This is a genomic window from Brevibacillus panacihumi W25, from assembly GCF_000503775.1.
Lineage (GTDB): Bacteria > Bacillota > Bacilli > Brevibacillales > Brevibacillaceae > Brevibacillus > Brevibacillus panacihumi_A.
On the sequence record NZ_KI629785.1, the window covers coordinates 547,447 to 563,992 of the forward strand.

Annotated in this window: 22 protein-coding genes; 9 read left to right on the forward strand and 13 right to left on the reverse strand. The window is 50.9% G+C overall.

Annotated features, from left to right (window positions below):
- Positions 1–110 precede the first annotated feature (110 nt).
- From T458_RS43550 to T458_RS43585, 8 genes are all read right to left on the reverse strand, one after another.
- Positions 111–1,028, reverse strand: a complete 918-nt coding sequence (locus tag T458_RS43550; RefSeq protein WP_122913037.1) for an IS3 family transposase — start codon at positions 1,026–1,028, stop codon at positions 111–113.
- Positions 965–1,288 (reverse strand): helix-turn-helix domain-containing protein, encoded by a 324-nt coding sequence (locus T458_RS43555; protein ID WP_023557377.1) that lies wholly within the window; start codon positions 1,286–1,288, stop codon positions 965–967. Before T458_RS43555 ends, T458_RS43550 begins: the two co-directional genes overlap by 64 nt.
- Before the next feature lie 83 nt (positions 1,289–1,371).
- A complete protein-coding gene (locus T458_RS43560) occupies positions 1,372–2,136 on the reverse strand; it encodes a DUF4247 domain-containing protein (protein ID WP_023557378.1) in 765 nt (254 codons plus the stop codon).
- 12 nt (positions 2,137–2,148) lie between these two features.
- The gene (locus tag T458_RS43565; RefSeq protein WP_023557379.1) at positions 2,149–2,655 is read right to left on the reverse strand and encodes a DUF4178 domain-containing protein; all 507 of its coding nucleotides are present in this window, start codon (positions 2,653–2,655) and stop codon (positions 2,149–2,151) included.
- Between the two features lie 22 nt (positions 2,656–2,677).
- A complete protein-coding gene (locus T458_RS43570) occupies positions 2,678–3,082 on the reverse strand; it encodes a DUF350 domain-containing protein (protein WP_023557380.1) in 405 nt (134 codons plus the stop codon).
- Positions 3,083–3,168: 86 nt separating this feature from the next.
- On the reverse strand, positions 3,169–3,834 hold the full coding sequence (locus T458_RS43575) for a PspA/IM30 family protein (RefSeq protein ID WP_023557381.1): 666 nt from the start codon (positions 3,832–3,834) through the stop codon (positions 3,169–3,171).
- 192 nt (positions 3,835–4,026) lie between these two features.
- Positions 4,027–6,264, reverse strand: coding sequence for a type IA DNA topoisomerase (locus T458_RS43580; protein ID WP_023557382.1), 2,238 nt, complete (start codon positions 6,262–6,264; stop codon positions 4,027–4,029).
- Positions 6,265–6,423: 159 nt separating this feature from the next.
- Positions 6,424–6,627: a hypothetical protein gene (locus T458_RS43585; RefSeq protein ID WP_023557383.1), complete on the reverse strand. Its 204-nt coding sequence runs from the start codon at positions 6,625–6,627 to the stop codon at positions 6,424–6,426.
- A gap of 159 nt (positions 6,628–6,786) precedes the next feature.
- On the opposite strand from T458_RS43585, the gene T458_RS43590 reads away from it, so the two are divergent.
- From T458_RS43590 to T458_RS43615, 6 genes are read left to right on the forward strand one after another with little or no spacing between them, the layout of a single operon-like run.
- A complete protein-coding gene (locus tag T458_RS43590) occupies positions 6,787–7,038 on the forward strand; it encodes a spore germination protein (protein ID WP_023557384.1) in 252 nt (83 codons plus the stop codon).
- Positions 7,035–7,259, forward strand: a complete 225-nt coding sequence (locus T458_RS43595) for a spore germination protein GerPB (RefSeq protein ID WP_023557385.1) — start codon at positions 7,035–7,037, stop codon at positions 7,257–7,259. Before T458_RS43590 ends, T458_RS43595 begins: the two co-directional genes overlap by 4 nt.
- Positions 7,260–7,301: 42 nt before the next feature.
- A complete protein-coding gene (gerPC, locus tag T458_RS43600; protein ID WP_031305893.1) occupies positions 7,302–7,931 on the forward strand; it encodes a spore germination protein GerPC in 630 nt (209 codons plus the stop codon).
- Positions 7,921–8,115: a hypothetical protein gene (locus T458_RS43605; protein ID WP_023557387.1), complete on the forward strand. Its 195-nt coding sequence runs from the start codon at positions 7,921–7,923 to the stop codon at positions 8,113–8,115. The genes gerPC and T458_RS43605 overlap by 11 nt, the downstream gene beginning before the upstream one ends.
- A gap of 17 nt (positions 8,116–8,132) precedes the next feature.
- A complete protein-coding gene (locus tag T458_RS43610; RefSeq protein WP_023557388.1) occupies positions 8,133–8,507 on the forward strand; it encodes a spore germination protein GerPE in 375 nt (124 codons plus the stop codon).
- A gap of 37 nt (positions 8,508–8,544) precedes the next feature.
- Positions 8,545–8,760, forward strand: coding sequence for a spore germination protein (locus tag T458_RS43615; protein ID WP_023557389.1), 216 nt, complete (start codon positions 8,545–8,547; stop codon positions 8,758–8,760).
- 93 nt (positions 8,761–8,853) lie between these two features.
- Here the strand turns inward: T458_RS43615 and T458_RS43620 are convergent, their stop codons facing one another.
- Positions 8,854–9,450: an Hsp20/alpha crystallin family protein gene (locus T458_RS43620; RefSeq protein WP_023557390.1), complete on the reverse strand. Its 597-nt coding sequence runs from the start codon at positions 9,448–9,450 to the stop codon at positions 8,854–8,856.
- Between the two features lie 155 nt (positions 9,451–9,605).
- Between T458_RS43620 and T458_RS43625 the strand changes: the two genes are divergently transcribed.
- Positions 9,606–10,031 carry a DUF6157 family protein gene (locus tag T458_RS43625; protein ID WP_252989838.1) on the forward strand — a complete coding sequence of 142 codons (426 nt, stop codon included), beginning with the start codon at positions 9,606–9,608 and terminating at the stop codon, positions 10,029–10,031.
- A 67-nt stretch (positions 10,032–10,098) separates the two neighbouring features.
- Here the strand turns inward: T458_RS43625 and T458_RS43630 are convergent, their stop codons facing one another.
- Positions 10,099–11,445, reverse strand: a complete 1,347-nt coding sequence (locus T458_RS43630; RefSeq protein WP_023557392.1) for an LCP family protein — start codon at positions 11,443–11,445, stop codon at positions 10,099–10,101.
- Positions 11,446–11,679: 234 nt separating this feature from the next.
- Between T458_RS43630 and T458_RS43635 the strand changes: the two genes are divergently transcribed.
- Entirely contained in the window at positions 11,680–12,606 is a 927-nt protein-coding gene (locus T458_RS43635) for an NAD(P)/FAD-dependent oxidoreductase (protein WP_023557393.1), read from the forward strand.
- Positions 12,607–12,629: 23 nt separating this feature from the next.
- Entirely contained in the window at positions 12,630–13,097 is a 468-nt protein-coding gene (locus T458_RS43640; RefSeq protein WP_023557394.1) for an NUDIX domain-containing protein, read from the forward strand.
- A gap of 50 nt (positions 13,098–13,147) precedes the next feature.
- Here the strand turns inward: T458_RS43640 and T458_RS43645 are convergent, their stop codons facing one another.
- From T458_RS43645 to T458_RS43655, 3 genes are read right to left on the reverse strand one after another with little or no spacing between them, the layout of a single operon-like run.
- Complete coding sequence (locus tag T458_RS43645; protein WP_023557395.1) at positions 13,148–14,566, reverse strand: MFS transporter; 1,419 nt, start codon at positions 14,564–14,566, stop codon at positions 13,148–13,150.
- 22 nt (positions 14,567–14,588) lie between these two features.
- Entirely contained in the window at positions 14,589–15,707 is a 1,119-nt protein-coding gene (locus T458_RS43650; RefSeq protein ID WP_031305895.1) for a mandelate racemase/muconate lactonizing enzyme family protein, read from the reverse strand.
- 20 nt (positions 15,708–15,727) lie between these two features.
- Positions 15,728–16,489 carry a TraR/DksA C4-type zinc finger protein gene (locus tag T458_RS43655; RefSeq protein ID WP_031305897.1) on the reverse strand — a complete coding sequence of 254 codons (762 nt, stop codon included), beginning with the start codon at positions 16,487–16,489 and terminating at the stop codon, positions 15,728–15,730.
- Positions 16,490–16,546 lie beyond the last annotated feature (57 nt).

Here is a 16,546-nt window from a genome sequence, read left to right on the forward strand (position 1 = left end):
GTGGCAAAGAGACAGTAAAGCAATCTTTTCGCCCCTAATCAAAAAAAGAAAACCCGCCATATAGATGGTCTTATCCCCGTCAAGTGGACAGTTCAAAACAAGCCCTTGCTTTACGCAGCCTCAGCTCGGTATTGAACTGGGCTGAGGCTGCGTAAACGAGCTTGAATCCGTTCGTGATTGTAAAAATGAATGTAACGTTCGATTGCTTTATTCACCTCTTCTTCGGTTCCGAAGGAATCCAAATATATACATTCTGTTTTGAGGTGGCTAAAAAAGCTTTCGATACAAGCGTTGTCCAGGCAGTTTCCTTTTCTCGACATACTTGGAGTTATGTTATACGCTTGTAATAGATTCTGATATGCTCTGGACGTGTACTGGCTTCCCTGATCGCTATGTAGCAGGACGCCATTCACGTCTCTTTTTTGTGTCGCTGCCTTCACAGTATCTAAGACGAGGGACAAATCATTCTGTTTGCTGACCTTATAGGCAATTACCTCATTATTGAAAAGGTCGTAAATGACAGACAGATACAGCCGTCTCCCGTTAAAAATGATATAGGTAATATCTGTAGCCCATTTTTCAGTAGGTCGTGACGCAGCAAACTCACGGTTCAACTTGTTTTCTGTTATCACGATTGGCTCTTTGCGTCCATAATACTTTCGTTTCCTGCGAATACGTGATTGGATCCCCAACTCTTTCATCAGTCGGTACACACGCTTATGATTAATTCGAATGCCATGGACCCGGTATAGCCACATCTTAATTCGAGGATATCCGTATATTCCATTGACCCGTTGATGACAATGCAAAATCAGCTTTTTTAACTCCTGGTCTTCCGCGTATTTTCTCGTCGGGTTCTTCTGTAAGTGCAGCCACTTATAATAACCACTTTTTGATACTTGAGCAATTTTGCATAGTAACAGAACTGGATAACGATCCGCCATCTCAGCAATAATCCGAAAAATTACTGTTTTTCCCTGATCCTTCTTCTTTCCCCCTTTCTGGCTTCTAAGAGCTTTTTTAAGAATTCTACCTCCGCTTCAAGACGCCTAATTCTTTCATCTGAAGTCATGGGGTTTTTACGAGGCCTTCCCTTGCTCATCCCTCTGGCTTTGCCTCTTTGGTCTACCAATCCTTGTACGCCGTGATCTCTGTATTTTCTAACCCATCTACGGAACATCCGTAAATCCAAACCGTAGGTTTCTTGAATTTGTTTATACGTAGCTCCTTGTTCAAACCATTCCACTACTTGTGTCTTAAATTCAAGCGAGTATGTCATTTTCCCCATAAAGAATATCCCCTCCAATTAAACAGTAATGGTCTTTCTTTTTACTGTCTACTTAAAGGGGATAATATCAAGATGCTGGCGGGTTAACGTCGTTTGGTGATTCTGCCTGATCCTCCGACCTTGGTTTTTGGCGGGGATTTTTGTGATGGTGAAAAAATCGATCCTTTGCTTGATGAGGAGCTTCCCGAGGACGAATTGCGAATAATTTTTCCCGAGCTTTGACTGGATGAGCTCGCAGGCTTCTCGAACAAGCTGCCGCCTGAGCCTACGGTACCTGTCTCCGCAGATTTTTGTCCCCGTTTGATAATGCTGCCTGTGCCTTCTTTGGTGACAGGCGGCGGAGCTTTATCCGGCGTGCTGTACTTCCCTCCCGGTTTGTTTACATCTTTGCTGGAATAACCGCGATAGCTGCCGCCATGGTCGCTCATGCCATCCAGAATATCGCTCAGCACGGAAGCGACGAAATAGGCTTTCAGGAACGAAGACTCGTAGTTCTCTTTGACGAATTCCTTCGTGTCGACCTGAATCAAGGTATCCGTCGGTTTTTCCGTATCCTGCTGCAGGTGATACCAGGCATCCGAGTAGACCAGGAACATATGCTGTGTATCTTCTGCGGACATCTCTTCCGGTTTTTCCTGCTCGACCAGCTCCTGCGCGACTTCCGGTACGGTTTTGTTCTCGACACGGTAGACGCGGGAGGATTGACCGCCATCGGCTGCACTGACGGATTCCAGCGCATAGACCTCGCTTACATCCGGCGCGATTTTGTCATTTCCGCCGGCCATCGCCATCAAAAAAATGGCGGGTATCAATAAGAGCTTTATCAGTTTGACCCACTCACGGGGCATATGCCTCACCTCCTAGCTCCCGCGTAAAACCTGCACGTCAGCAGGAAGAACAGTCTCTCCTTCGTACAACATAAAACGGCCATCCTGCCATTCGATCCGCAGCAATTGCCGCTGGTCGGATTGAAATTGCCAGATATACTGTTCGCCCGAGGCGGAAAAAGGAGCTTTTCCTACTACCAGGATTCGTCCGTGGTACTGTTCCTCCAGATGGTAGACCACGTCATCCATTTCGAGCGTCGTCGGCACCTCATCTACAGAATCCAGCCTGCCGTCGATCTCGTGATAAAGATGATAGACGGTTCGCTCGCGATCTTCGATGTACAGGTAGCGGATCTGGTTTCCGTCCTGCAAGGTCAGCATGTTCGCATTGCGGCTGGCATTGGCCGCTTTTCCAATCACCTGATAGGTGACCATCGAGACCTCGACCACATCTCCCGGTGCCAACGTCAGGATGCTTTTCTCCTCTGCTGGCGGTTCATGTTTGGCGAATAGGTTTGTAATACGTTTGAACAAGCTCATGACAAACTACCCCCTGCTGTGATTACAGGCACGCAGCGATAATCATCGCTCCGACTACGTGGAAGGAACCGGCCAGCAGCGCATGCGGCACCTTTCCCTGTTGTGTGCCTTCTTCCAGATTGAGACCTCCCGCGATGCGGAAAATCTGCTCGACGATTCTCTCCAGAACAAATAAGATCACGAATGAGATCACAGATACGAGCAAGGCTGTCCAAAGGGTTTGTGCATGGTCAATGGACTGTGACAGAATATAGCCTTGGGCAAAAAGCTTCAGCACAAAACGAGTCGTCACGGCCATATTGCCTTTTTTCATTTCTTCCATATCCTTGTATTTCGTGAACAAGGAATCAATCCACATTAACACACATAGTAAAAGTCCGCCTGCGCCGGTCCATACCAGCATGCCGAGAACTTCGATCCAATCCAAAGCTATCACCCCGTACAATCAATTGGTTATGTTCACTCTCGCCTTGGTCGGCAAGGCCGAAAAAAAGGGGAACCGCATCAAGCGGTTTACCCCTCGTATTTTTTCATTAAGGCTGCCAACTCGTCTTCTACCTGCTGGTCTTTGTTCAGCTTGGCGATCTCTTCGTCCAGGGATGTCTCTTTTTTGTAGAGTTCTCCGCTCGCCTCGGCTTCTGCTTCCATCTGCAACGCTTTCTCTTCCATGCGTTTCAGTCCGGACATCGCCGAGCTGTTTCCAAGACCAGACATCGCTTGGTTGATGGTTTTTTGCGCTTTCGCCGCATTGACGCGAGCGACCAGCGTTTCGCGCTTGTTTTTCAGTTCAGTGATCTGCTTTTTCATTTCGGTCAATTGATCACGCAGATTGTCGGCAGCCAGCTTGTTTTTTTCGTAGCCAGCCTTGTACTCGGCCACTTTTTGCTCGGCTGCTTTCTTTTCTTCCAACGCGCGGCGAGCCAGGTCGATGTTCTTCGCCTGGGCAGCCACATGTGCCTGCTCCTCGCGTTTTTTCGCCAATGCTTCCTGCTCTTCATACAGGACCTTGAATTTCTTTTCCAGTGCGATTTGAGCGGCAACTGCTTTTTCCGCTTCTTCCAGGTCATCCTGCATGTCGCGCAGGTACTGATCTGTCAGTTTGATTGGATCTTCGGCTTTCTCAATCAACGCATTCAGATTGGACATGGTCAAATCTCGCAGTCTTTTAAAAATGGACATGGATTTTTCCTCCTTAGAACCTTTATAGAAAAGCGACGATATGCCGCACTTTTCAGTGAAAAACGTCTTGACGTTTTTCATAAGCGTGAATCCGACCGCTTGCTTGCGGTCGAACAAGACGGTTTAACCGTTTTGTTACTAAGTATCTACGTGAAAGGGAATCAGAAGTTTCATGAATCCGTACAGAGTTTTTTACGATTGGATGGCCAGTTCACCCGTTTCCTTGTTTTGCAGGATCAGCCGTCCTTCCGCAGGGGTCCCATCCGCACGTACCAGCTTCATTTTCCCTGTCTTGCCCTTTTCGATCAACGCTTTGACCTGGGAATCCGTCAGCATCCGTCCGTGGTTTTCTTTCCAGATGACAAAGGAACAGCCGACGCTGTAATTGGAGCATCCATAGCCTTTTCTTCCCATGAAAATAGAACCGCTGCAGCCTGGACGCGGGCAGCCTGCAATCACGCTTGAAGCGGAAGAAGCAGATGCACGCGTACTTGAAGATTTTTTCGCTGGGGTCTTGGCTCTCACTGCTTTTGCCTGACCTTTTTCCCGCCCACGTGTTTTCGCCGGCCCATTCGCACTCTCGAACGAAGCCTTGTCGGCACGAGCCTGCAAGCGAACCTTGTCTACGATCATGGTCGCGAATTTCTTCACATTCTCCATGAAACGATCATCAGAGGCTGTCCCTTTGGAGATTTCATTCAGCCTGCGCTCCCAATGTCCGGTCATCTCAGGTGAGGTCAACAGCTCCACGCCCGCTCCGCGGATCAGCTCGATGACGGTGCGGCCCTTTTGGGTAAGCAGGATTTTCTTGCCCTGCATTTCGATGTACCCCACTTTTTTCAGACGCTCGATGGTGGCAGCACGCGTCGCCGGAGTTCCCAAGCCGGATTCTTTCATCGCATCGCGCAGTTCCTCGTCTTCGATCTGCTTCCCGGCGCTCTCCATTGCTTTCAGCAGGGTTCCTTCCGTAAAATGCTTGGGAGGTTGTGTTTCCTTTTCCTTGACGAGCGCATCAGCACAGTGCACCTCTTCGTCACGATTCAGGGAGAAGGGCTCACTCACTTCGATTTCTTCTTTTTCTTCGTCCTCTTTATTTGCATTTCGTGCTCCCCGCGTCTTTTCCTTCTTCTGATCGGCGTAGATCGCCTTCCAGCCGATTTTGCGCAGCTCTTTTACCGTCGTCTTGAATCTTTCCTTTTCGACCTCGGTCATGACTGTATGCACCTTGTACTCCGCTGCGGGGTAAAACTGGGACAGGAAACGGCGTACGATCAGATCGTAGAGCTTTTGCTCGTCAGCTGATAGTCCCTTCGCTTTGCGGTTGGTCGGCAAGATGGCGTGGTGATCCTCCACCTTCGCCGGGTTGCAGACAAAGCGGTTTCCCTTGTGGACCAGACTGCGGTCTGCGCCTCGCACGAATTCGTCGTAGGTTGTGCCTTGCAAGGCTTGGAGCGCTTTATGCATCTCGGGAATGTTTTGCTCGGTCACGTAGTTGGAGTTCGTCCGCGGATAGGAGATTACCTTGTGCTTCTCATAGAGTGCCTGCGCGAGATCCAGCGTTTTTTTGGCGGAGAACCCGTACCTGCTGTTCGCCTCGCGCTGCAGCAAGGTCAAATCGTAGAGCCTGAAGGGAAATTCTTTGGTGTCCTTCACTTCGTAGGAGGCGATCCGCCCCTGCTTGTCCCTTATTTTTTGGGCAAGCTGCTCGGCTTTTTTCTGGTCGGTGATCCGCTCTCCTTGCCAGATGCCTTTGTAGCTGGTTTCACTTTGTGCAAAATGCCCTTCCACGTCAAAATACTTCAACGAGGAGAACGCTTCTATCTGTTTTTGCCGATCATAGACCAACGCGAGTACCGGCGTTTGCACTCTTCCGACGGAAATGAGCACATTGTGCTTGGTGGTAAATGCCCGCGATCCGTTCATTCCGATCAGCCAATCTGCTTCGCTGCGGGCTCTAGCCGCTCTCGTCAGGTTTTCGAACTCCGCTCCGTCCTTCAGTTCGGCAAACCCTCTGCGGATCGTCTCCGGCGTCAGGTCAGAAATCCAGAGCCTTTTGACCGGCTGTCTCAGCTTCAGATGGCGTTGAATCAGCGAAAAGATATGCTGCCCTTCCCTCCCGGCGTCGCAGGAATTGATGAGAAGATTGCTTCGCTTCGCCAATTGAGCGATCACCTTCAATTGATCCCTGGTTTTGCGATTCGGCACCAGCTTGAATGTATCCGGAATAATCGGCAGGTCGTTGATATTCCATTTTTTGTATTTTTCGTCATAGGCATCTGGTTCTGCCAATTCGACCAAATGACCGATCGCCCAGGTAATGATGTAGCGGTCGCCTTCCAGATAAGTCCGGAAGTTCTTGGCTTTCGGCTCGATTGCGGCTGCGATGTTTCGTCCCATATCGGGTTTTTCCGCAATGATGAGTGTTTTCAAAACGTCTTCTCTCCTTCTTGAAAAACGGGGCTTGCCCGGCAAAAAAACTCTAGCGGTGATGGCGCTAGAGTCTGTAGATCTATCGATGTCTTGCACAATCTATTATATACCAATGCCGGGGACAGAAATAGCCCATTCGCTCCCTTGCCGTAGGCTCCTTCACTCGCCCCCGTTTTCTTGCATGTATGGTTGGAGCGGCACTTGCTTGCTTAAGATGAGCGAATCCCTTGGTGTGTCAAAGATAGTTTTGCAATCAATCACATCGGCATCCCCAATCAGCAAGAGAGACGATTGGGCTATGCTGTCCACTTTGACCTCGTCAACGTTCAAGCATGTATTGTCTATTTTGATCGTTAGACTCATTTGCGCTGTCCTCCTTTTTCCCTTTCCTCGAGCAGCATGCGGAAGGTTTCTTTAGACTATGCCTGTGTGCGAAGGGCGTTCGCAAAAAACAGGTATGAACACCCAATTCGTTTCCACATAGAATACAGAAGGATTTTCTGAACGAAGGGTGTGGATGAGATGCCAGCGATTGTAGGAGTCATCAATGTGAACAGTATGTCTGGCGTCTTCAACGCCGGTGATGTTCGCAATATCATGCCGATCAGCTATATTCAGACTTTTACGGGCGGAGGGTCTTTCAATTCCGGGACGAATCTGTACTTCCATATTCCCCGTTCGAACATCTACGTAAATGATTCCGGGAATGCCGCCATTCCCCTCTATGTAGAAGAAATCCTGGAGGCTGCGGCCAAGGAACGGGATCAGCGATGAATTTTTTTGTGACCCAGCATATTGTCATTCACCGTTTCAACATAAACAGTCTGACCAACTCTTCTGTCTGTCAAATCGGCAGCTCAGGCATGATCAAGCCATCTGCTCAACTGTACAACACGGGCGGATTTACAGAACCTGCCCCTCCAACCACCCTCCAACCGGAGCAATCTCCCACTGAGGAATTCGTTCCCCGTGTCCCTCTGGTCGACCCTACCTAGCAGCCTGATCTGCTGGCAGTTTGGAAAAGAAGGATGATCGTCATGTATCCAAATCAAGAACTGATGCAGTATTTTCAACAAATGAGCGATTTCCTGCTGGCCCAAAGCAAGAAGTTGGAAAGCATGCAGCACCAACTTGATCAACTGCATCAGGGCATGAGTGAATGGAAAGAAAAACAAGTGCCAAACGTGATCAAAAACGAATACCATTTCGATTTATTGAAGGTAGAAAAATTGGAGGGCACCCTGAACATCGGGTTGAATCCAAAAGGCAATGATTCGGCGATTGGCGATATGTCTATCGGTTCGGAGCAAGAAGGCCAGGCGCAAGAAGAAACGGGCCAGCCATTGTTCGAGCGTGTACAAAAAGCCGTCTACCGCTTTCTGGATAAGGACGCCTATAAGCTTCTCCGGCGGATTGAAGAGGAGTGTGGGTATCCCTTAGATCCGGCCTATCGCAAATTTATACTGGAAGACATCAAAAAACAGATCGACCCTCGTATTCGGTACTATCTGGGGCAACTGGACACTGATGAATTGGAACCTGAGCAAATAGACGCGTGGGTGGAAAAAGTTGTTCAAAAAGTAAAACGTGATATTGAAAATACTTGTGTTTCCTTTATTCAGCATTTGCCACGACAGATGGAGGGAGACAGCAGTCATGCGCTATGAGGTAACGAACGGCAAGATGTGTGTCGGAAGTCTAAATACGATTAACGTAGCGACATCTGCTATGGTGATGATCGGCGATACGCGTGAGGTCTATCTGTTCAGTGCAATTGAAGTTCCTCCCGAGGACTTGATCGTAGGCGTGACCCTTGCCCCCATCTCTTCCGAACCATCCGCATCCGAATAGAGGGGGCAGGTCCAAAGATGTCCGGGCGAACTTCAAAAGTAGAATCGTTAACGATCATCAGTATCGACCAGACCTCCGTGTTGGAGATCGGGGATTCCCGCACGGTGGAGGCTGCCTCCTATGTCCTTGCTGTTCAGCGCGAACCTGCCATCTACTATCAGCATGAGTTCCCTTTTGCAGCCTATCCTCTCTTCTCTCTTCCCCGGCCCTTGCCAGAACCGCCCGAGCCGTTTGACATCACCACATGCCAGGAAGATAACACCATCCGAGTCAAACACATCAACGCCTCCTTCCTGGCCGCTTCCGCTGTCCTGCAAATTGGTTCCAATGATTGTCTCACACTGGATACCCGTGTGAAAAACATCCGGCACTTGTTGCGAGAGAAGCCTTGATCCACAGGTGTACGAGGGTGAAGGGAGGGGTTGATCTTTGCCTTCGATCATAGGCGCAGTGAATATTAACAGCAACGAGGGAACCGTCAATTTTGGAGATACCCTGAATATCTCCCCGAAAAGCGCGACCAAAAACTACTCCGGTTCCGGCGGGAGTAATACAGGAAACATTGTCAACACGGTAAATGGAGCCAGTGCTACGAATACGTTGGATACTAGCGCCGTAGACCAGCCTATTGCGGGGAATATCTAATGCACAGTGCCGGGCAGCAGGGCACTGTGCCACTAGGCGTCTGGACAAGCCTGCATCCATACAAAAGAAAAAGAGAAGGCTTCTTCCCTCCTCTTACAATTTGGCGCGAAAGGTCGTTTTTCGCTCCCGCATGTTTTGGTCTCGAACGAGGTACAATTCGAGCAGTCCGTCCTGATACTGCGCCTTCATCCCTTTGGAGCTGACCGTCACCGGCAGCGTTATCTTGCGGCAAAAGGAACCCGCTGTTCGCTCGCTCTGTACCCGGGACGGCGTGTAGACGTGTTCGCGAATGCGTCCCCTCAGCTCGAGGACTTGCTGATCAAGCAGTGTCACCTCCAGGCTGTCACGAGCAAATCCGGGCAGCTCGCAGCAGACGATGACGAGGTGATCCGTTTGGAAAATGTCTGTGACGGGAAAAAAAGGCGTTTCTTCTACGGAAATGGAAGCGGGTTCCTCCTTCGCTTTTCGTTTTCGCGCTTTCTTTACCTTCGTCACGATTTCCTGGGGCGCTGTCTGTGTCGCCGGAGTAGCATGTTTGCTGAGCACGACCAGATTCTCCCAAAAATTGGTGTCCAATATCTGATTCATCTGGCTTAAAGCCTTCCAGGGCTGCTCCTGGTCGATGCTTAATCGAGACAAACTTTCGGATGCTTTTTGCAATTGTTTCATGGTTTCCTGCAAATTTTTCACTTGCCCTAACCTCCCCTCTCGTCCGGACGTCCTTGCTCTCTATCAGGGTATGCAGTAGGCGTTTGTCCGGGAAATAAAACTTTCTGACGCTGGGGGGCTGGAAAATGCCCCCTTTCTCCGCTATATTCAAAGAAAAAGCAGACAAGGGGTGCCTAATGATGCACATCACCCATACATTCGTACAGGTGGCTCCCGACTGCCAAGTTACCGTTGGCGTCATTCCACCGAACCGAAACGCAGCAAAGCCGACCATTCCATTCCTGGAGTATCAGCTTCTCTCGCAAAATCCCTACCGCTATACGCTCGAAGATCTCATCTACGAGGTGCACATCCGCCGTCAATCTTATTCAGCAGAGGAGCTTCAACAAAACGCGGACCGTATCCGTGCGGAGTTGTTTACGAAAAATCATCCATGTATGCGTGCTTCGATGCTGGCAAAAAAATACGGTTGGGGCATTCACTATGATCCCGAAGGAAAGCTGGCTATTTATGGAATGGAAACAGAGGAGTACCGCCGTTTCATCGAGGGTGGCCCGAATGGACCAAAGCTCGTATTCGCGGTGCGTCAATCGCGCGCCTGACCGCAGGGACAAAAAAGAAAAATACCCGCCGCAGCAGTTGTGCAGGGCGGGTATTTTCATGTGTATGTTATCCTTCTCCTTGCCCCTGATCGACGAACTCCACGACTGGGGATGATGGTGCCAGGATGTCAGGCGGCGGCTGATCGACGGGGAAGGGCTGTTCGGTGCCTTCTACCATATCCGTCTGTTCTTCTGTCGGAGGCGATGGCTCCGGCGTGGTTGGTTGCGGTACTGGCTGTGAGGGATTTGGCTTTGCCGGTTCCGGCTTCGGTGTTGAAGTCGCTGGCTGTGGCGCCACTCGCGGTTTGCTCGGCGCTTCCCACTGAGCCAGCTCTACGATGGCCGCATCGCTCAGCTTCTTCGCCGTCAAGGTGCTTCCCACCATCTCCGCCTTGAGCGTCTCCCGCACATCCCGCATGTTCTTCTGCGGCCAGAGCGAATACGGTGATTTCCACACCGCTCCATTGTCGAGCGATACCATCTTGTCTGAAGAGATGGAAGCAAAATCAAGGGCAAGCCCTTTTATTTGGTCTGGAGAAAGGTCAGTGCGAATATGCTTGCTCATGGTATCCAATATCGTCGTCAGTTTGGAGATCCCATCAATCGATACGACCTTATCCACCACGGCCCGGATTACCTGCTGCTGTCTTCTGTTACGGTCAAAGTCGCTAGAATTGTAGGCCTCTCCGCGTCGATCAATCCGGTGACGGACAAAACCCAGCGCCTGTTCACCATTTAGCACCTGCGTCCCCTTTTTCAAATTACGGTATACGCCTGCCTTGGGCAGCTCGTAAACCAGATCCCGATCTACCTCTACCTTTACACCGCCGATATTATCGATGACAGCAGTAAAGCCCTCAAAATCAAGCTCCACATAGTGCTCGATTGGAATCCCCAGCATATGTTCCAGCGTTTTTTTCAAAAAGGTCATTCCGTTTTCCGTGACTGGCTTCTTGTTGAGTTCGGCTTCCTTGCGTTTATTCTCCCCGAGAGCAAACACTTCGTTCACCTTGTGGTAGCCCGGATATCCAGGTATTTCTACGCGCGTGTCTCGCGGCAGGGAAACCATGGTTAATTTTTGTGTGACGGGATTGGCGACAGCTACAACGAGGACGTCCGTATTCAGCATGCCGATGTTCTTTCGTGTATCGACACCGACGATGACAAACGAAATAGCTTTCTTTTCTTCGTAAGGTACGGTGACGACGGGCTGCTCCGGCAGTTTATAGGGATCCTCCGTGACAACTTGCAGCGTCTTGTCCATCTGTGACAGTGCAAAGCCTACTCCGACGATCAGCAAACAAAGAAACAGGCAGCTCGCAAGGAGCAGGTACCATTTTTTCCCGCGTTTGCCCCGCTTTTTTTGCCTGGTTTTGGTTGTAGGTGCTGGTTTTTTTTCATTCCTGGTTTGCATGGCTTCAGCTCCTTTTCCTGAAAAGAGGGCCCAATCTTCGCTTCGATCATCTTTGCGCTTTTTGGAAAATTATGTCCATTCTAACACATCTGAACGAGTATTTGTAGAACTCTGCCGAATGTCTTTCAAGGCAACAGAACGTCTTGCGCTCACCAAGCGAAACAGGTAGTCTAAAACTAACAAAGAAAAAACCCGGATGATTGATCGACTTTACGGGAATCGGGGGGACTGAGAGTGGAACACGTACAGGTGCTGATCGCGGGCGGTGGCATCGGCGGATTATCCGCAGCTATCTGGTGCCGACGATTGGGATTATCCTGCCTCCTTCTGGAATCAAAAGATGTTTTGGGTGGACAGCTATCCCAGATTCACAACGAGATCCCGGACTTCCCGCCACGGGTTTATCCCAATGGAACAGCCCTGCTTGAGGAATTGCTCGGGCACCCTGTGATTCGGCAGCTTCGCCCGCGACTGGGTGAAACCATACTCCGAATCGACGCCAACACACATGAAGTACATACTTCACACCAAGTCTATCGGGCCGATTACCTGATCATCGCGACAGGGGTAAGCCCAAACATCATACCTGCGCTTGCGGATTGTCCCCGCGTGCTGTCACCCTGGTTTTCGACAACCTCGCAGGCCGCGACTGTGAAAGGTCAGGATATTGCCGTGATCGGCGGTGGTGATCGGGCATTGGAAAGCGCATCCAACCTATCCCCATACGCACGTCATATGTATTTGCTAGTCCGCAGTGACCACTTGCGGGCACGTTCCGAGTGGGTGGATCGCGTGAACCGGCTGCCCAATCTTCAGATCATGTGGCACACAGAGGTGGAGCGCTACTCCATGGAGAATGACCGGATCCAGCTGGAATTGCGTTCCGAAAAAAAAGAAGCACCAAATTCTATTACGGTTGATTGGGTCTTGCCCCGTATCGGTGTGCGCGGCAACAGTCAGGCATTTGCCTCGCTGCCCGTATTTGACGAACATTACCTCCAGACGGATCAGACGCAGAGATCCGTTCCAGAGTGGATTTACGCGATTGGAGATGTGGCCAATGGAGCCGCCTACTCCAGCATATCCCTTGCTGTTGGCCAGGCGATGAAGGCTGTCAAGCATATCTCCCTTGGTCTTCAGCAACAGCCAGAATATGAATGAGATTGCTTAGAGGAGAACGAAGCATGTACGCTTTTTCCGACGACTTCGGCTTACCTGTTACACTCACGTTTGACCCGAAGGAATACAGCTTGCAGGAGGCACGCCATGTGCTGATTTTTGCCTTCTGGCAAGGAAAACTGCTTTTTACGCGCCACCGCCAGCGCGGAATCGAACTGCCTGGGGGGAAGATCGAGCCTGACGAGAGCAGTCTCGCTGCTGCGGTCCGGGAGGCCTATGAAGAGACGGGTGCCATCCTGGACGCAATCGAGCGAATCGGGCAATATACGGTTAATGAAGAGCTGCGCAAGGATATCTATATCGCCCGGGTGCTGCGCTGCGATGCTCCTACGGGAACCGATGTCGCAGAGACTGTGATCTTCGAGGAAATTCCTGTTTCGGTAAAAGGAAATCCCTTGTTCAGCCGGATCTTGCAGGATGATGTGTACCCCTTGGCCCTCGACCGCGCATTACGTCATCCCTTTGCCACATAGATCTCCTCAAAAAACAGGCAACGGGCCGAACAAGATTCGGTCGTTGCCTGTTACTCTTTCCCTTTTTCTTTTTTGCCCCCGTTCAGGAGATGGTCGATCAGATCGCCGGGATCAAATCCGTAGTGTTTGATCGCCTCTGCTTTCCGTTTGTCCTCTTTTGACTGAGGCTCGATTCCCAGCGCCTCCGAGATTTGCCTCCAGGCTTGCTGCTCTTTTTGCTTTTTCTCCTCTTCCGCCAGATCCTCCTTGTTCGATTCGGCTTGCTGCGACTGTTGCTGGGATTGCGTCTGCTGCGGCTTGAGGAAGAAAATCCCGACGATGGCAAACACCAGCGAAAGCCCTGCGATAGAGAAAAACATCACGGTGCGCGAGATGCCGAGCAGCCAGGTAAAGACAGGCGGACCCACTGCGACGCCGATAAAGCGAACCCCGCTGTACAGCGAAGTAATCATCCCGCGCTCTGATTTTTGCACAGCGCCGACAATCATGCTGTTCAAGCAAGGCAATATCATCCCGGTTCCAACGCTGCCGATAATCAAAACTCCGATCAAGGCGTATGCCCCTTTGACAAATGAGGCGATCACATACGAAGCAGCAAGCAAAAACATCCCGATGATCACGAAAAGGCGCATCAGCTTCAGCTTTTTCTTGATGATCAGCCCTGTCACATAAGCGGCGATGCTCATGACCAGGAGTGGGATCGCCAGAAATCCGCCTTTGATCACACCGTCGATCTTGTGTTTTTTCTCCAACAGGTCGGAGAGATAAAACAAGACACCGAAAAGGGTAAACAGACAGATGCTCCCGATAAAAAAGGCGGGAATCAGCCACTTCCCATGCAGTTTGAACACGTTTCCAATGGATTGCATGTACTGCTTGACTGGTATTGGCTTGCGCTCCTGCTTCTTCTCCTTGGTCAAAAAGAGAAAGAGCAGCAAAATGATGCCGCACAGGATCGGAAAAGCGAGGAAAACCATATACCAGACAATCAGCGCCAAGAGAGAGCCAATGATGGGGCTGAGGACCTTCCCAATCCCGTTCGAGGTCTCCATAAGCCCCAAAGCCCGGCTCTCCTGCGCTCCGTCAAACAAGTCTCCGACCAAGGCCATCGCGATGGGAGCGGTTCCCGCTGCCCCAATCCCTTGCAAAATGCGACCTGCCATAATCAGCATGTACGGATTATCCATCCACAGGGACGCGAGACCGGCCAAAAGTCCGCCAAGGCCATACAGGATCAAAGCCAGAATGATGACGATTTTGCGTCCGAACCGGTCGGATAAATACCCCGCCAGCGGAATCACGATCCCGGCGGAGATGGAGAAAGAGGTAATAAGCAGACTGGTTTGGAACGAGCTTAAATCCATTTTGGCTTGCATGGTCGGGAGGACAGGAATCAACATCGAGTTTCCCAGCACCATGATCAGCGGGATGCCTGACAAGCCGATCAGATTTTTTGTACTTTGCGCCATTCGTTACTGCCACTCCTCTGTTTTACACATATACTTCGCCATCCCAGCGCAAGGCATGAATTCTCTCCCAATCCGGCTCTACCCCGATCCCCGGACCTTCCGGCAGCTTCACTTCCCCCTGGACAGGCTTGACGGGGAAAAGCTCCGTAAACGGATTCTCCATCACATCCCACTCGACTGGCTCGATCTGCTGGCTGTTCATTTTGCTCCATGCCGGCAGACAGGCCTGAGCATAGATGGCATACAGACGGGACAGACTGCCGTCATAGCAATGCGGAGAGACACGGTGGCTGAACTGCCTTGCCAGCTCTACCAGTGCGCGGTACGACTCCAGCCCTTCTGCATGCATCGGGTCCGGCTGATAGATATCGAGCGCGCCATTTTGCAGGAATGGCAAAAATTGAGGTGGACGAACCAAATTCTCGCCTCCTGCCAACGGAATCGGGAGACAAGCCCGCAATTTCACATACTCCTGTACCTGATCCAACGGCATCGGTTCTTCCAGCCACATCCAGTTGGGGTAACGGGAAATCAGATGCTCCCAGTCCCGGGCTGCCGCCAAGTCATAGCTCTGGTTGCCGTCCAAAGCTACACAAACATCCGGACCAAGGGAGTTCATCAGCGCTTCAATATGCTTCTGGTCTTCGCGCAAAGAGCGCCCGCCGATCTTGACCTTGATTTTTTTAAAGCCTGCACCCACCTGTTCCATAACCTGCGCAATCGACGTGCTCATCCATTCCGGTTCCTCCCGATACGATTGAAACGAAGCATAGACCGGGATGGCAGGATGGATGCGACCACCCCACAGGTCGCAGACTGACAGCCCGGAAGCCTTCGCCACGATCTCTGTCAACGCCATGCCTACCCCCGCTGCCGACCGCTGATGCCATTTTTTCAAGACGGCGGTGATCGACAGCCTGTCTGTCGCCTGCTTTCCGATCAGATAAGGAATGATTCGCTCGCGAAAACCCAAGTCCAAGGTAGGGAGCCAATCCAGGATCTCTCCCCAGCCATCCACACCGGATGTTGTGAGTATACGGATCAAGTACGTCGTGCGGTAGCGTTTGTATCCATTGGCATCCCCGTAGGCTTTCGGCAAACGATACAGCAGGGGGTACGTTTCAACGCGCTCGATCTCCATCATCCGGCGCAACCCTCCCTCTACAGCAAATCATCGCGGCCTTCTCGCTCCGCACGCTCTGCTTCATAGTCATCGTAAGACAGGAAGTTTCCCTTGCCTTCTCCTTTTCGCATGTACTCCTCATACGTGCCGCTGCGCATAAACTGAACACTGTCCGGTCCGTGATAACCATCAATGCCTGTATACCCGATCTCTTCGACTGCTTGCACAAAACCGTCCGGCTCATCGCTTTCGATGTACATTTCCTTGTAGTCGGTCTTGTCGTTATCTACAAATGAAAAAGGAGTGCTTGAAGTGCCCCAGGCCTCGACGATCTGCCAAGCATCTTCCCCATCAAAGCCATTCTGCCCTTCTTTTTCATCCAGAGAGGTCCTGCCAAACGGCGGCTGGAGAAATTCCTCCTCAATGGGCCGCGAGTCATTCCGGTTGGGAGCAGGCGCGTGTTCTTTGCAGGTGAGAGCATGCGGCAAGGCCTCCAGACGCTCGAGCGGAATCTCTTCCCCGCATACGGTACAAATGCCATACGTCCCATCTTCCATTTTCTGTAATGCCGAATCAATCTCCCACAATGTCTCACGATCCAGGAGATCAAGCGCCAAATCCTTCTCTCTTTCAAACATTTCCGTCCCAATATCAGCCGGATGGTTATCGTACATGGCAAACTCTTGAATAGCAGAAGACATTTGCTCCCTCATGCTGTAGTGAGCCTGTACGCGTTCTTCTATTTCCCGTTTTTCGTCCAACAATTTTTCCTTGAGAATGGCCATCTTGTTCTGGTCCACACCGGATACCACCCTTCGTTTGGTTTCCTCAACACGTAGTATGGCTTTGCCTTACCG

Bases quoted from the DNA above. Each gene is read 5' to 3' on its own strand.
- T458_RS43565 (WP_023557379.1), bottom strand. From the start codon at position 2,655: ATGAGCTTGTTCAAACGTATTACAAACCTATTCGCCAAACATGAACCG.
- T458_RS43640 (WP_023557394.1), top strand. From the start codon at position 12,630: ATGTACGCTTTTTCCGACGACTTCGGCTTACCTGTTACACTCACGTTT.
- T458_RS43595 (WP_023557385.1), top strand. From the start codon at position 7,035: ATGAATTTTTTTGTGACCCAGCATATTGTCATTCACCGTTTCAACATA.
- T458_RS43610 (WP_023557388.1), top strand. From the start codon at position 8,133: ATGTCCGGGCGAACTTCAAAAGTAGAATCGTTAACGATCATCAGTATC.
- T458_RS43560 (WP_023557378.1), bottom strand. From the start codon at position 2,136: ATGCCCCGTGAGTGGGTCAAACTGATAAAGCTCTTATTGATACCCGCC.
- T458_RS43645 (WP_023557395.1), bottom strand. From the start codon at position 14,566: ATGGCGCAAAGTACAAAAAATCTGATCGGCTTGTCAGGCATCCCGCTG.
- T458_RS43575 (WP_023557381.1), bottom strand. From the start codon at position 3,834: ATGTCCATTTTTAAAAGACTGCGAGATTTGACCATGTCCAATCTGAAT.
- T458_RS43590 (WP_023557384.1), top strand. From the start codon at position 6,787: ATGCCAGCGATTGTAGGAGTCATCAATGTGAACAGTATGTCTGGCGTC.
- T458_RS43555 (WP_023557377.1), bottom strand. From the start codon at position 1,288: ATGGGGAAAATGACATACTCGCTTGAATTTAAGACACAAGTAGTGGAA.
- T458_RS43625 (WP_252989838.1), top strand. From the start codon at position 9,606: ATGATGCACATCACCCATACATTCGTACAGGTGGCTCCCGACTGCCAA.
- T458_RS43605 (WP_023557387.1), top strand. From the start codon at position 7,921: ATGCGCTATGAGGTAACGAACGGCAAGATGTGTGTCGGAAGTCTAAAT.
- gerPC (WP_031305893.1), top strand. From the start codon at position 7,302: ATGTATCCAAATCAAGAACTGATGCAGTATTTTCAACAAATGAGCGAT.
- T458_RS43650 (WP_031305895.1), bottom strand. From the start codon at position 15,707: ATGGAGATCGAGCGCGTTGAAACGTACCCCCTGCTGTATCGTTTGCCG.
- T458_RS43630 (WP_023557392.1), bottom strand. From the start codon at position 11,445: ATGCAAACCAGGAATGAAAAAAAACCAGCACCTACAACCAAAACCAGG.
- T458_RS43585 (WP_023557383.1), bottom strand. From the start codon at position 6,627: ATGAGTCTAACGATCAAAATAGACAATACATGCTTGAACGTTGACGAG.